The sequence below is a fragment of the Streptomyces sp. P9-A2 genome, assembly GCF_036634175.1.
Taxonomy (GTDB): domain Bacteria; phylum Actinomycetota; class Actinomycetes; order Streptomycetales; family Streptomycetaceae; genus Streptomyces; species Streptomyces pratens.
This window is the reverse complement of record NZ_JAZIFX010000001.1, coordinates 1,188,133-1,202,536: the sequence shown is the minus strand read 5'-3', so window position 1 is coordinate 1,202,536 and position 14,404 is coordinate 1,188,133. Positions and strand designations below refer to the sequence as shown.

General features: G+C 74.0%; 13 protein-coding genes. 10 read left to right on the top strand and 3 right to left on the bottom strand.

The window, feature by feature from the left end:
- Window positions 1-152: 152 nt before the first annotated feature.
- Window positions 153-1,376 (top strand): methionine adenosyltransferase, encoded by a 1,224-nt coding sequence (metK, locus tag V4Y04_RS05355; RefSeq protein ID WP_332426145.1) that lies wholly within the window; start codon window positions 153-155, stop codon window positions 1,374-1,376.
- A 148-nt stretch (window positions 1,377-1,524) separates the two neighbouring features.
- Entirely contained in the window at window positions 1,525-3,684 is a 2,160-nt protein-coding gene (locus V4Y04_RS05350; RefSeq protein WP_332426144.1) for a primosomal protein N', read from the top strand.
- 88 nt (window positions 3,685-3,772) lie between these two features.
- Here V4Y04_RS05350 and V4Y04_RS05345 read toward each other — a convergent pair whose 3' ends face one another.
- On the bottom strand, window positions 3,773-4,339 hold the full coding sequence (locus V4Y04_RS05345; protein WP_332426143.1) for a hypothetical protein: 567 nt from the start codon (window positions 4,337-4,339) through the stop codon (window positions 3,773-3,775).
- A gap of 678 nt (window positions 4,340-5,017) precedes the next feature.
- On the opposite strand from V4Y04_RS05345, the gene fmt reads away from it, so the two are divergent.
- Window positions 5,018-5,950 carry a methionyl-tRNA formyltransferase gene (fmt, locus tag V4Y04_RS05340; protein WP_332426142.1) on the top strand — a complete coding sequence of 311 codons (933 nt, stop codon included), beginning with the start codon at window positions 5,018-5,020 and terminating at the stop codon, window positions 5,948-5,950.
- A gap of 153 nt (window positions 5,951-6,103) precedes the next feature.
- The gene (locus V4Y04_RS05335) at window positions 6,104-7,522 is read left to right on the top strand and encodes an RsmB/NOP family class I SAM-dependent RNA methyltransferase (protein ID WP_332426141.1); all 1,419 of its coding nucleotides are present in this window, start codon (window positions 6,104-6,106) and stop codon (window positions 7,520-7,522) included.
- Here the strand turns inward: V4Y04_RS05335 and V4Y04_RS05330 are convergent.
- Both V4Y04_RS05330 and V4Y04_RS37675 read right to left on the bottom strand, forming a co-directional pair.
- Window positions 7,503-7,661 carry a hypothetical protein gene (locus V4Y04_RS05330; RefSeq protein ID WP_332433150.1) on the bottom strand — a complete coding sequence of 53 codons (159 nt, stop codon included), beginning with the start codon at window positions 7,659-7,661 and terminating at the stop codon, window positions 7,503-7,505. The genes V4Y04_RS05335 and V4Y04_RS05330 overlap by 20 nt on opposite strands.
- A 99-nt stretch (window positions 7,662-7,760) precedes the next feature.
- The gene (locus V4Y04_RS37675) at window positions 7,761-7,931 is read right to left on the bottom strand and encodes a hypothetical protein (RefSeq protein WP_443079954.1); all 171 of its coding nucleotides are present in this window, start codon (window positions 7,929-7,931) and stop codon (window positions 7,761-7,763) included.
- Between the two features lie 377 nt (window positions 7,932-8,308).
- Here V4Y04_RS37675 and rpe point away from each other — a divergent pair, with 377 nt between their 5' ends.
- From rpe to V4Y04_RS05295, 6 genes are all read left to right on the top strand, one after another.
- Entirely contained in the window at window positions 8,309-8,995 is a 687-nt protein-coding gene (gene rpe / locus V4Y04_RS05320) for a ribulose-phosphate 3-epimerase (protein WP_055598108.1), read from the top strand.
- A 79-nt stretch (window positions 8,996-9,074) separates the two neighbouring features.
- On the top strand, window positions 9,075-10,121 hold the full coding sequence (locus V4Y04_RS05315) for a sugar-binding transcriptional regulator (protein ID WP_332426140.1): 1,047 nt from the start codon (window positions 9,075-9,077) through the stop codon (window positions 10,119-10,121).
- A gap of 474 nt (window positions 10,122-10,595) precedes the next feature.
- Window positions 10,596-10,988, top strand: coding sequence for a barstar family protein (locus tag V4Y04_RS05310; protein ID WP_443079953.1), 393 nt, complete (start codon window positions 10,596-10,598; stop codon window positions 10,986-10,988).
- Window positions 10,989-11,030: 42 nt separating this feature from the next.
- A complete protein-coding gene (locus V4Y04_RS05305) occupies window positions 11,031-12,473 on the top strand; it encodes a GuaB1 family IMP dehydrogenase-related protein (RefSeq protein ID WP_332432714.1) in 1,443 nt (480 codons plus the stop codon).
- Between the two features lie 126 nt (window positions 12,474-12,599).
- Window positions 12,600-13,052 (top strand): Lrp/AsnC family transcriptional regulator, encoded by a 453-nt coding sequence (locus V4Y04_RS05300; RefSeq protein ID WP_332426139.1) that lies wholly within the window; start codon window positions 12,600-12,602, stop codon window positions 13,050-13,052.
- Between the two features lie 130 nt (window positions 13,053-13,182).
- A complete protein-coding gene (locus V4Y04_RS05295; protein WP_332426138.1) occupies window positions 13,183-14,385 on the top strand; it encodes an MFS transporter in 1,203 nt (400 codons plus the stop codon).
- Window positions 14,386-14,404: the final 19 nt, after the last annotated feature.

Genomic DNA, 14,404 nt, shown 5'->3' with positions numbered 1-14,404 from the left:
CCCATGCCGCAGGTCATGGGGGTTCCCGAGAGGCGAGACAGGGGAACCCGTGACGAAGCGCGACCGATAAACTGTTTCACGGACGGTGTGCGGTGCAGCCCCTGCCGTCCGCCAATGATCAGCCAGCAGCCGCTGCAACCACAGGGAGCGTTGTGTCCCGTCGTCTGTTCACCTCGGAGTCCGTGACCGAGGGTCACCCCGACAAGATCGCTGACCAGATCAGCGACACCATCCTCGACGCGCTGCTCCGCGAGGACCCCCATTCCCGCGTCGCCGTCGAGACCCTCATCACCACCGGCCTGGTGCATGTGGCCGGCGAGGTCACGACCAAGGCCTACGCGCCGATCCCGCAGCTGGTGCGCGACAAGATCCTGGAGATCGGTTACGACTCCTCGAAGAAGGGCTTCGACGGTGCCTCCTGCGGCGTGTCGGTGTCCATCGGCTCCCAGTCCCCGGACATCGCCCAGGGCGTCGACACGGCGTACGAGAGCCGGGTCGGGGGTGCCGCCGCAGGTGAGGAAGAGGACGAGCTGGACCGACAGGGCGCCGGTGACCAGGGCCTGATGTTCGGTTACGCGACGGACGAGACGCCGACACTGATGCCGCTGCCGGTCTTCCTCGCGCACCGTCTGTCCAAGCGCCTGTCCGAGGTGCGCAAGAACGGCACCATCCCCTACCTGCGCCCGGACGGAAAGACCCAGGTCACCATCGAGTACGACGGCGACAAGGCCGTCCGTCTCGACACGGTCGTGGTCTCCTCGCAGCACGCCTCCGACATCGACCTCGAGTCGCTGCTCGCCCCCGACATCCGCGAGTTCGTCGTGGAGCCGGAGCTGAGGGCGCTGCTGGACGAGGGCATCAAGCTGGACACCGAGAAGTACCGTCTGCTGGTCAACCCCACCGGCCGCTTCGAGATCGGTGGCCCGATGGGCGACGCGGGTCTCACCGGCCGCAAGATCATCATCGACACGTACGGCGGCATGGCCCGGCACGGCGGCGGCGCCTTCTCCGGCAAGGACCCGTCCAAGGTGGACCGCTCGGCGGCGTACGCGATGCGCTGGGTCGCCAAGAACGTGGTCGCGGCCGGCCTGGCCTCCCGCTGCGAGGTCCAGGTGGCGTACGCCATCGGCAAGGCCGAGCCGGTGGGTCTGTTCGTGGAGACCTTCGGCACCGCCAAGGTCGACACCGAGCTGATCGAGCGGGCGATCGATGACGTGTTCGACCTCCGTCCGGCCGCCATCATCCGTGACCTGAATCTGCTCCGCCCGATCTACTCCCAGACCGCCGCCTACGGCCACTTCGGCCGTGAGCTGCCCGACTTCACCTGGGAGCGCACCGACCGCGTGGACGCGCTGCGCAAGGCGGCGGGACTGTAGTCCACACTCCGGCGCCTTCACCGAGGCCCGGTGCTCCTCCAGGGGCGCCGGGCCTCGGCGTGCGCGCGGCGCCCCCGGGGCGTACGGCGCGGGGCGAGCCGTGGCCGCCGTCGGCCGGGTGTCAGTCGTGTTTGGTAGGAATGCAGGCGTGAGCAGCGAGAACGGCGGGAGCGGACAGACGGACGGCGGTGCGCGGGGCGCGCCGCCCGAACAGCTCGCGCTCATCCGGGAGACCGTGCGCAAGGCCGGCACACCCCGGGCCAAGCCGCGGACCTGGCGGGGCGCCGCGCTCGCCGGGCACCTGCCGGTCGCGCGCGTCCTCGTCGACAAGGGCGCACTGCATCTCGACCGGTACTTCGACTACGCCGTGCCCGAGGAACTCGACGCCGACGCGCAGCCGGGCGTGCGGGTGCGGGTGCGGTTCGGGGCCGGCCGGCACCGGGTGCGTGAGGGGCGCCGCGAGGGCGGCGGGCTCATCGACGGGTTCCTGATCGAGCGGCTCGCCGAGTCCGACTACGCGGGGCCGCTGGCCGCCCTCGCCCAGGTGGTCTCGCCCGAGCCGGTCCTGAGCGAGGAACTGCTGGGGCTGGCCCGGGCGGTCGCCGACCGGTACGCGGGCAGCCTCGCCGACGTGCTCCAGCTCGCCGTACCGCCGCGCAGCGCACGCGCCGAGCGGCGGCCCTCGCCCGACCCGGCGCCCCCGCCCCCGGCACCCGAGCCGGGCTCCTGGGGCCGCTACGAGCAAGGACCGGCCTTCCTCCGGTCGCTGGCCACCGGCGGCGCTCCGCGCGCCGTGTGGAACGCGCTGCCCGGACCGCTCTGGAGCGAGGAACTGGCCCGCGCGGTCGCGGCGACGCTGGCCTCCGGCCGCGGCGCCCTCGTCGTCCTGCCGGACGGACGGACCGTCGCCCGCGTCGACGCCGCGCTCACCGAACTTCTGGGCAAGGGGCGGCACGCGGTGCTGACCGCCGACGCCGGGCCCGAGAAGCGGTACGCGCAGTGGCTCGCCGTGCGCCGCGGCTCCGTGCGCGCCGTGATCGGTACCCGGGCGGCGATGTTCGCGCCCGTCCAGGACCTCGGGCTGGTCGCGCTCTGGGACGACGGCGACGACAGCCACAGTGAGCAGCACGCCCCCCAGCCGCACGCGCGTGAGGTGCTGCTGCTGCGGGCGGCACAGGACAAGTGCGGTTTCCTGCTGGGCAACTGGAGCTGCACGGTGGAGGCCGCCCAGCTGGTGGAGACCGGCTGGGCCGGGCCCCTGGCCCCCGGAAGGGACCGGGTACGGGCCACCGCCCCGCTGGTACGGACCGTCGGGGACGGGGATCTCGCTCGGGACGAGGCAGCCCGCGCCGCCCGGCTGCCGTCGCTCGCCTGGCAGGCCGTCAGGGAGGGGCTGCGGCAGGGGCCGGTGCTCGTGCAGGTGCCCCGGCGCGGCTATGTCCCGCGGATGGCGTGTGCGGGCTGCCGTACCCCGGCGCGGTGCCGGCACTGCTCGGGGCCGATGGAGGCACCCGGCGCCGGCGATCTGAGGTGCGGCTGGTGCGGGCGGCGCGAGGAGAGCGGCTGGCACTGCCCGGAGTGCGGCGGGTTCCGGCTGCGGGCCCAGGTGGTGGGAGCGCGCCGGACCGCCGAGGAGCTGGGCCGGGCCTTCCCCGCGGTGCCGGTGCGCACTTCCGGGCGCGAGCATGTGCTGGACACGGTGCCGGCCGGGCCCGCGCTGGTGGTGAGCACGCCGGGGGCCGAGCCGGTCGCCGAGGGCGGATACGCGGCGGCGCTGCTGCTGGACGGCTGGGCGATGCTGAGCCGGCCCGATCTGCGGGCCGGGGAGGACGCGCTGCGCCGCTGGATCGGCGCGGCGGCGCTGGTGCGTCCGCAGACGGAGGGCGGCACGGTCGTGGTGGTCGCCGAGCCGACCCTGCGGCCCGTGCAGGCGCTGGTGCGGTGGGACCCCGTCGGACACGCGGTACGGGAGCTGGGGGAGAGGGCCGAACTGGGCTTCCCGCCGGTGTCGAGGATGGCGGCGGTCTCCGGGCCGGGGGAGGCCGTGGCCGGGTTTCTCCGCGCGACCGGACTTCCCGGGGAGGCGGAGGTACTGGGGCCCGTCCCGCTGCCCGTCACCCCCGTGGGCCGCCCGCGGCGGCCCGGTGGCCCGCCGCCCGGGGACCACTGGGAGCGGGCCCTGATCCGGGTGCCCCCGGGCAGGGGCGCCGCGCTGACCGCCGCCCTGAAGTCCGCCCAGGCGGCCCGCACGGCCCGCGCCGGCGACGAACCCGTGTGGGTACGGATCGACCCGCCCGACATCGGCTGAGGAGCACGGGTCGGGGAACGGCCGGGGCGAGCAAGCGGTGCTGCCCTCCCGGGGTGCGGTCGTGTCCGGAAGGGCTGAGGGCGGGCGGTCAGCCGCTGCGGGGGCCCGGGAAGGTGGTGGGGCCGGGGAAGGCCGTGGGGCGCGGGTCGTCGCGGAGGGACGAACTGCCGGCCGTCGGCTGGGTCGGCATGGAACGGGCGGCGGGAACCGTCGGCACACCGGTGACCCCCGCACCCACGTTGACCGCGCGCGTTTCCGACGGCTCGGCGGTGTGCTCCGTCTCCGTGGCCTGGTTCTGGGCGGCCGCGGCACGGCGGGCGCCGTAACGACGGTGGACCGCCTGCTTGGTCACGCCGAGCGCGGAGCCCACCGCGTCCCACGAGAAGCCCAGCGAGCGGTCGAAGTCCACGGCCGCGGTGACCAGGGTCTCGACGCTGTCCCGCAGTTCCTGGGCGAGACGGACCGTCGGGGCGGGGGCGCGTCCGTAGACGACGAAGCCCGTGGAGGGGCCGGAGCGGCGCGGGCGGTAGACGTTGCCGAGCTGGGCGGTGAGCGTGCGCAGTGCGTCCACCTGCCGGCGGACCCGCTCGATGTCCCGCACCAGCAAGTGCAGGCTGGCGCGAGCCTGGGCGTCGTGGGTTGCGTGGTCGGCCATGAACAAGCCTCTCGAACCGGCGTTGAAAGGAATGGGCCACGTCGGAGCGGCCCGGTGTGGTCAACTCTTTCTTGACCAACGCGGATCAGCTCCGTGGGTCACGGGCTGGGGGCGTGGCGATTCCCGCACACGCCCCTGTGGGTGACCGCGGGATCAGGCCCTGATCCGGAGCCCGTCCCCGGGCCCGTTCCCCGTGCCGCCGTCCGTGCCGCGTCCGTGCCGCCGCCCCCGCCGCGTCCGAACCTCCGCCCGCGTGCCGCCCGCGTGCCGCCCGCGTGCCGTCCGTGCCGCCGTCCGTGCCGCGTCCGTGCCGCCGTCCGTGCCGCGTCCGTGCCGCGTCCGTGCCGCCGCCCCCGCCGCGTCCGAACCTCCGCCCGCGTGCCGCCCGCGTGCCGTCCGCGTGCCGTCCGCGTGCCGTCCGTGCCGCCGTCCGTGCCGCGTCCGTGCCGCCGTCCGTGCCGCGTCCGTGCCGCGTCCGTGCCGCCGTCCGTGCCGCGTCCGTGCCGCGTCCGAACCGCCGCCCCCGCCGCGTCCGTGCCGCGTCCGAACCGCCGCCCCCGCCGCGTCCGAACCTCCGCCCGCGTGCCGTCCGTACGCCGCCCGTACGCCCTCGGCCGTCCCCCCCATAGACTGGTGTGCTGCCCGCAACGTCCCCGCCCGAGAGGCCCGATCCACCCCATGAAGCTCGTCTTCGCCGGCACCCCCGAGGTCGCCGTTCCCGCCCTGGAGGCTCTTCTCGCCTCGGAGCGCCACGAGGTGGCCGCCGTCGTCACCCGGCCCGACGCGCCGGCCGGGCGGGGCCGCAGGCTGGTCGCCTCTCCGGTCGCCGAGCGGGCGCAGGAGGCCGGGATCGAAGTGCTCAGGCCCGTGAAGCCACGGGACCCCGAGTTCCTCGAGCGGCTGCGCGAGATCGCCCCCGACTGCTGCCCCGTCGTGGCCTACGGCGCCCTGCTGCCCCGGGCCGCCCTCGACATCCCGGACCGTGGCTGGGTCAACCTGCACTTCTCGCTGCTGCCCGCCTGGCGCGGGGCGGCGCCCGTGCAGCACGCGATCATGGCGGGTGACGAGATCACCGGCGCTTCCACCTTCCTCATCGAGGAAGGACTCGACTCGGGGCCGGTCTACGGCACCGTCACCGAGGGGATCCGCCCCACCGACACCAGTGGTGACCTGCTCACCCGGCTCGCCTTCGCCGGCGCCGGACTGCTCGCCGCGACCATGGACGGCATCGAGGACGGTGCCCTGAAGGCCGTACCGCAGCCCACCGACGGGATCACCCTCGCCCCGAAGGTCTCGGTGGAGGACGCCCACGTCGACTGGAGCGCCCCGGCCCTGCGCGTCGACCGCATCGTGCGCGGCTGCACTCCCGCGCCCGGTGCCTGGACCACCTTCCGGGGCGAGCGGCTCAAGCTCGTCCAGGTCACGCCCGCCCCCGACCGTGCGGATCTCACGCCCGGCCGGCTGGCCGCGGGCAAGAACAACGTGTACGTCGGCACCGGCTCGCACGCCGTGGAACTGCTGTGGGTGCAGGCCCAGGGCAAGAAGCCGATGCGTGCGGCCGACTGGGCACGCGGTGTACGGATCGGCGCCGAGGAGACCGTCGGCGGCTGACGCCGCGGAACCCCCGCCCGGCGCCACCTCGTCCCGACCCGGCGTCCCGTGCCCGGCGCTGCCGCACCCCGGCCCGGCGCCACGCGAAGCCCGGTCCGTCCCGACGACGTACGCTGGACCGCGCACTTCACCCCACACCCGGAGCACCTTTTCGTGAGTGACCAACCCCGTCGTCCCCGTAAGCCCGGCAAGCCCTACCGCCGGCCCCAGAAGGACCCCGTCCGCTTCCTCGCCTTCGAGGCCCTGCGGGCCGTGGACGAGCGGGACGCCTACGCCAACCTCGTTCTGCCGCCGCTGCTGCGCAAGGCGCGCGAGGGCGGTGACTTCGACGCCCGGGACGCGGCGCTCGCCACCGAGCTGGTGTACGGGACGCTGCGCCGGCAGGGCACGTACGACGCGGTCGTCGCCGCCTGTGTGGACCGGCCGCTGCGCGAGGTGGACCCGCCCGTTCTCGACGTGCTGAGCCTCGGCGCGCACCAGCTGCTGGGGACCCGGATCCCGACCCACGCCGCCGTGTCCGCCTCCGTCGAGCTCGCGCGCGTGGTGCTCGGCGACGGACGGGCCAAGTTCGTCAACGCCGTGCTGCGCAAGGTCGCGCAGCACGATCTCGACGGCTGGATCGAGCGGGTCGCGCCACCGTACGACGAAGACCCCGAGGACCATCTCGCCGTGGTGCACTCGCACCCGCGCTGGGTCGTCTCCGCCCTGTGGGACTCCCTCGGCGGCGGCCGCGCGGGCATCGAGGATCTGCTGCGGGCCGACAACGAGCGGCCCGAGGTCACGCTCGTCGCCCGTCCCGGCCGGGCCACCACCGGGGAACTGCTCGACGAGGAGGCCGCTCTGCCCGGCCGCTGGTCGCCGTACGCGGTGCGGCTGAGCGAGGGCGGCGAGCCGGGTGCGATCCCGGCCGTGGCGGACGGCCGGGCCGGTGTGCAGGACGAGGGCAGCCAGCTCGTCGCGCTCGCCCTGGCCGCCGCCCCGCTCGAAGGACCCGACCGGATGTGGCTGGACGGCTGCGCGGGCCCCGGCGGTAAGGCCGCGCTGCTCGCCGCGCTCGCCGCCGAGCGCGGCGCCGTCCTGCTGGCCTCCGAGAAGCAGCCGCACCGGGCCGGACTGGTCGCCAAGGCGCTGGCGGGAAACCCCGGGCCGTACCAGGTCGTCACCGCCGACGGAACTCGGCCGCCGTGGCGGCCCGGCACCTTCGACCGGGTGCTGGTCGACGTGCCCTGCACCGGCCTCGGCGCCCTGCGCCGGCGTCCCGAGGCGCGCTGGCGACGTCGGCCGGGCGACCTGGAGGGCTTCGCCCCGCTGCAGCGGGGGCTGCTGCGCACCGCCCTGGAGTCCGTACGGGTCGGCGGTGTCGTCGGCTATGCCACCTGCTCGCCGCACCTGGCGGAGACCCGGGCCGTGGTCGCCGACCTTCTCAAGCAGTTCCCGGAGGCCGAGCTCCTCGACGCCCGGCCGCTGCTGCCCGGCGTCCCGGAGCTGGGCGAGGGCCCCGACGTCCAGCTATGGCCGCATGTGCACGGAACCGACGCCATGTACCTGGCGCTCATCCGCCGGACCGGCTGACGCCTGCCTCCTCCGCTTCGCGCACCGCGCCGGCGCCGTCCTCGCGGGCGAGCCGGTGCGGCCACCACACCTTGGGGCCCACGTCCAGGAACAGGGACGTGACCAGCACCGACCGCACGACGAAGGTCTCCAGCAGCACGCCGAGGGCGACCGCGAACCGGATGCCGTGGTCGGACAGCTGCCTCAGCTGCGCCGAGTCCTCGGTGATCCGCGGTGATCCGCTCCCGGTCGGCGGCCGTCAGACCGCGCGCGCGTAGACCACGATCGCGGGGATCTGCTCGGGCCGGAAGTCCTCGGAGATCTCCAGGACCTGCGCGGACTCCGCGGACCCCGGCAGCCAGGACGCCGCGGTGTTGTCCTGGACGTCGGTCAGCTTCTGCGCGAGGGGCGCCGCCAGGAACAGCACCACCAGCCACAGCGCCAGGACCAGCCACTTGGCGCGGCGTCAGCAGACCAGATGCCCGACACCGCGTTGCCCGTACTTCCCGCCGAAGCCGTGCGGCCCGCCCGTGCCGGACGCCTCGCCCACGACAGGTGCCCCGCCCGTGTCGGACGCATCGCGCGTGGCCTGCTTCCCACGTGTCCCGGATGCCCCACGCGCCTCAGGTGCCCCACGAGCCTCAGATGTGCGGCGTTCCCCCGGTGTGCCGGCCGCCCCGAGTGTGCCGCGTGGCGAGCTCATGACCGCACCCGGAGCCGGCCGGCCCGGAACGCGGGAGCCGGATATGCCCGCATCCTTCCCGGACCGGTGCCGTCACCCCCCGCGGGGCATGGCAGGCTTGGGGCATGGCCGCGCAGATCAACCCCAGTATTCTCTCCGCCGACTTCGCCCGCCTCGCGGACGAGGCGCAGGCGGTCGCGGGAGCCGACTGGCTCCATGTCGACGTCATGGACAACCATTTCGTCCCGAACCTCACGCTCGGTGTACCGGTCGTGGAGTCGCTGGCCCGTGCGACGGACATCCCGCTGGACTGCCACCTGATGATCGAGGCCCCCGATCGCTGGGCGCCCCAGTACGTGGAGGCAGGGGCAGGTTCCGTCACCTTCCACGTAGAGGCGGCCGCCGCGCCCGTGCGGCTGGCCCGGGAGATCCGGGCCAAGGGGGCCAAGGCCTCCATGGCGCTGCGGCCCGCGACACCGATCGAGCCGTACGAGGACCTGCTCCCCGAGCTCGACATGCTGCTGATCATGACGGTCGAGCCGGGCTTCGGGGGCCAGGCCTTCCTCGACATCATGCTTCCGAAGATCCGCCGCACCCGCGAGTTGATCAGCAAGCACGGCCTGGACCTCTGGCTCCAGGTCGACGGCGGTGTCTCGGCGTCCACCATCGAGCAGTGCGCCGACGCCGGAGCCGATGTCTTCGTCGCGGGATCCGCCGTGTACGGGGCGGAAGACCCGGCTGAGGCGGTACGTGCACTGCGCAATCGGGCCGAGGCCGCCACGGGCAAGGCATCCTGGGCGTGCGACCACTGAGCCACGGGAACGTGAACGGCTCTCCAGCAAGGCCGTTCGACCGCGCCGGATCTGCAAGGATGAACGGCGAATCCAGAGTGTGAACAGCAGTGAGGAGATCGCCGTGTCGGGTATGTCGGCGGCGGGCCGTTCAGCCATGCGGATGGGACCCGCTGAGCTGGTGCAAGCGGCGGCCATGGCCCGCCGCTTCTACCTAGAGGGCAAGTCCAAGATCCAGATCGCCGAGGAGTTCGGCGTCAGCCGCTTCAAGGTGGCACGGGTCCTGGAGACAGCCCTCGAACGGGATCTCGTACGCATCGAGATCCGCGTGCCCGCCGAGCTGGACGCGGAGCGCTCCGACGCGCTGCGTGCCCGCTACGGCCTCAGGCACGCAGTCGTGGTGGAGTCCCCGGCCGAGGCCGCGGAGACACCCGACCCCGAGAACCTGGGAGAGGTGGCCGCCGACCTGCTCGGCGAACTGGTCAACGAAGGAGACGTACTGGGGCTGGCCTGGGGCCGGTCCACCATCCACATGGCGGCGGCCCTGGACCGGCTGGCGCCCTGCACGGTCGTGCAGCTGACGGGCGTGTACGACGCCGGGACCGCCGAGCGCGGCTCGGTGGAGGCCGTACGGCGGGCCGCGCAGGTCTCGGGCGGCGACGCCCACCCCATCTACGCGCCGATGCTGCTGCCGGACGAGGCGACCGCCGAGGCACTGCGCCACCAGACCGGTATCGCACGGGCCTTCGAGTACTTCGACAAGGTCACGGTCGCCTGTGTCTCCATCGGCTCCTGGGAGCCGGGCATCTCGACGGTGCACGACATGCTCACGGACAAGGAGCGGGAGCACTACGCCTCCCTCGGCGTCGCCGCAGAGATGTCCGCGCACCTCTTCGACACCGACGGGCGCCGGGTCGGCCGCGACCTCGGGGAGCGGTGCATCACGGTCAAGACCGACCAGCTCCGCCGGGTCCCCGAGGTCGTCGCGATCGCCGGCGGGCAGCGCAAGGGCCCCGCGATCGACGCGGTACTGCGCTCCGGGCTGGTCACCAGCCTGGTGACGGACACCTCGGCCGCCGACTACCTGATGGCGGCGGGGCCCGCCCCGAGGTCCGCCCTCAACCGGTCCGACCCGGACAGTTCCTGACCGGGCGAGGGGCGGGGGCGGGCGTGGCAGCACCGGCCGTACGGTGCCGCGGCTCCTCCCTCGTCTCCCGGCCTGCCCCTCGTGCTGCCGGCGGGCCCGCTCCTCACGGGCCGCTCGCCCGACGGCACCGAGGACCCGCAGCCCGTTCGGGCCGACGGCATGGCCACCGTCGGGAAGGCCGGCCTCCCCGAGGAAGCGCGGCGCACGCCGGACCTCATCGACGCGGGCGACCCCTCCCTTACGACCGGGAGGACGTCGTCCCCGGCGGCTTCGAGCGGCTGCCGCCCCGCCGTGAACGCGGCCGCTGCCACGAGTACACGGCCGGGATACCGGGCTCGGCCGACCGCGGGGCCCGGCCGACCGCGGGGCCCGGCGCGTCGTCACCGGACGCGGCGGCGAGAGGTACTGCACCGACGCACCCTGCGCATCGTTCAGGACGGTACTGGGACGACGTACGAACCGGAGGGCCGGCGCGTGGCCGCACTCGACCTCGACGGGGCCGCGGACCGTACCGGCCTGATGGACCGCTGCGCCCGCGCCCTGGACCTGCCGGGCTGGTCCGGCCGCAACCGGGACGCCCTCGCGGACTCCCCCGCCGACCACACGGTCCGGCCCGAAGGCGCCGTCGAACGCGGGCTGCTGATCGTCGTGGACGGCCGGCTGCCCTGTGCGACGGCACGCCCCGGGGAGTGGGCGACCGCACGGGAGGTGTTCGCCGGAGCGGTGCGGCGGACCCCGGCGCTCACCGTGGCCCCTCACCCTCGGAGGTTCCTCCCAGCCACGCGCCGGCCTGCCTGGACGATCGCACCGGCACGGGCGATCCGGTCGTCGTGGGACAATGAAGTACGTGCTCTTCCCCCTGGCTGACCTGTCCGGGGGCCACCTCTGATCGACTGGGATGTGCAGCACGTGCGTTTCCTCAACGACATCCGGCCCGCGTACGACCTGACCTACGACGACGTCTTCATGGTGCCGAACCGGTCCGCCGTCGTATCGCGTCAGGACGTGGACCTCAGCTCCCCGGACGGTACGGGCACCACCATCCCGCTCGTCGTCGCCAACATGACGGCCATCGCCGGCCGCCGCATGGCGGAGACGGTGGCCCGCCGAGGCGGGCTCGTGGTCCTCCCGCAGGACATCCCGATCGAGGTCGTCACCGAGGTCGTCGCCTGGGTCAAGAGCCGGCACCTGGTCCTCGACACCCCCATCGTGCTGGCCCCGCACCAGACCGTCGCCGACGCGCTCGCCCTGCTGCCCAAGCGCGCGCACAACGCGGGCGTCGTCGTCGACGACGGGCACCGGCCGGTCGGCGTGGTCACCGACGCCGACCTGTCCGGGGTGGACCGCTTCACGCAGCTCAGCGAGGTCATGTCCCGCGACCTGCTGCTCGTCGACGCGGACATGGACCCGCGCGAGGCCTTCAACACCCTCGACGGTGCCAACCGGCGCTACGCGCCCGCCGTGGACAAGGACGGCCGTCTCGCCGGCATCCTCACCCGCAGGGGCGCCCTGCGCGCCACCCTGTACACGCCGGCCACCGACGACCGGGGACGGCTGCGCATCGCCGCGGCCGTCGGCATCAACGGCGACGTCGCGGGCAAGGCCCGGCAGCTGCTGGACGCGGGTGTCGACACGCTCGTCATCGACACGGCGCACGGGCACCAGGAGTCGATGATCAGCGCCCTCAAACTGGTCCGCGACCTCGACCCGCAGGTCCCGGTAGCAGCGGGCAACGTGGTCTCCGCCGCGGGCGTCCGTGACCTGATCGAGGCCGGCGCGGACATCGTCAAGGTCGGCGTCGGCCCCGGCGCCATGTGCACCACCCGCATGATGACCGGCGTCGGCCGGCCGCAGTTCTCCGCGGTCCTGGAGTGCGCGGCGGAGGCGAAGAAGTACGGCAAGCACGTCTGGGCCGACGGCGGCATCCGCCACCCGCGCGACGTGGCGATGGCCCTCGCGGCCGGCGCGTCCAACGTGATGATCGGATCCTGGTTCGCCGGGACCTTCGAGTCCCCGGGCGACCTCCAGCACGACGTGAACGGCCGCCCCTACAAGGAGTCCTTCGGCATGGCCTCCGCGCGCGCCGTCCGCAACCGCACCTCGGAGGAATCGGCCTACGACCGGGCCCGCAAGGCCCTGTTCGAGGAGGGCATCTCCACCTCCCGCATGTTCCTCGACCCGGCCCGGCCCGGCGTCGAGGACCTGATCGACTCGGTCATCGCGGGTGTCCGCTCCTCCTGCGCCTACGCGGGTGCCGGCTCCCTGGAGGAGTTCGGGGAGAAGGCCGTCGTCGGCATCCAGAGCGCCGCCGGGTACGCCGAAGGCAAGCCGCTGCACGCCAGCTGGACCTGACCGGGCCCCGGCTCTCCGGCCGCCCGGCTCCCCGGGCGGCCTTCGCGAACCCCGCCGGTCCCGCCGCCCCCGCCGAACCCGTCGGTCCCGCCCCGGACCTCCCAGAAGCGAAGTGAACCGCCCGCAGTGCTGAACGATCTCGACGAACGCATCGTGCACGCCCTCGCCGAGGACGCCCGCCGCTCCTACGCGGACATCGGCAAGCTCGTCGGCCTGTCCGCGCCCGCCGTCAAGCGACGCGTGGACCGGCTGCGCGCCACCGGCGCCATCACCGGCTTCACCGTGCGGGTGGACCCCGTCGCCCTCGGCTGGGAGACCGAGGGCTTCGTCGAGATCTACTGCCGGGGCAACACCTCCCCGGAGACCATCCAGCGGGGCCTGGAGCGCTACCAGGAGGTCGTGTCCGCCTCCACCGTCACCGGGGAGGCGGACGCGGTCGCCCAGGTCTTCGCCGCCGACATGCGGCACTTCGAACGGGTCCTGGAAAGGATCGCGGGGGAACCCTTCGTCGAGCGGACCAAATCCGTGCTGGTGCTGTCACCGCTGCTGCGACGATTCTCGTCCGGACCGCCCGCCTGAGGGCCGCCCGCACTATCCTCGAGATCATGACCTGGCGACATTGATCCACCGGTAACGCCTCCCGAGGGCCACCCCGGATGCCGTACGTCCTCCACGTCCGGTGTCCGAACCGCCCTTACGGGAAGGCCTCATGACTTCCACGCCCACGCGTGCGCCCGACCCCCGCGTCCGACGGCTGACGACCACGCTGTACGGCTACGCGTTCCTCGAAGACTTCGTGCTGCTCTACCCGGTGTACGCACTGCTGTTCAGCGACACCGGTCTCACCGTCTGGCAGATCTCCTCCCTGTTCGCCCTCTGGTCGGTCACCGGCGTCCTGCTGGAGGTCCCCTCCGGCGTCTGGGCCGACGCAGTCTCCCGCCGCCTGCTCCTGTGGCTCGGCCCGCTGCTCACCGCCGCCGGCTTCGCCCTGTGGGTACTGGTGCCCTCGTACGGCGCCTTCGCGGCCGGCTTCGTCCTGTGGGGCGCCGGCGGAGCACTCGCCTCCGGGGCGCTGGAGGCCCTGGTCCACGACGAACTGGAGCGGCTCGGCGCGGCCGGCCGCTACGCACGGATCATGGGGCGGGCCCGCGCGGCCGGCCTGGTGGCCGTGATGGCGGCCATGGGACTCGCCGGCCCGGTGCTCGATCGGGGCGGCCACACCGCCGTCGGCGCCGCGAGCATCCTGGCATGTCTGCTGACCGCGGCCACCGCCCTCCGGTTCCCGGAGCACAGGTCCCCGGCGACAGGCCACCGCCGCTGGACCGCCCCTCTGCGCGCCGGGCTCGTCGAGGCGCGCGCCGACCGGTCGGTGCGCGGCGCGCTGCTGCTCGTACCGGCCGTCGGCGCGGTGTGGGGCGCCCTCGACGAGTACACGCCGCTGCTGGTGCGGGACACCGGAGTGGCGGACGGGACCGTCCCGTACCTCCTGCTGCTGATCTGGGCCGGTGCCACCGCCGGAAGCCTGCTCGCCGGCGAGGGCGAACGCCTCGGCACGAACGGACTCGCGGCGCTGCTCGCCGGCGCCGGACTCGCTCTCGCCCTCGGCACGCTCGCCGGCACGCCGGCCGGTCTGAGTCTGGTCGCCCTCGCCTTCGGAGGCTTCCAGGCGTCGACCGTGCTGGCCGACGCACGGCTCCAGCGGCGCATCGGGGACACCGGACGGGCGACCCTGACCTCGCTCGCGGGCCTGGGCACCGAGCTGGCCACGGTCGCGGTGTTCGGCGGCTACGCCCTGATCGCCTCGCACAGCCCGCACAGCACGGCCTTCGCCGTGTTCGCGGTGCCGTATCTGGTGACGGCGTCGCTCCTGATCCTCACGAGGCCATTGCGCTCGCCGAGAGGCGTCCCGTAGGTTGTGCGCCACTCGCTAC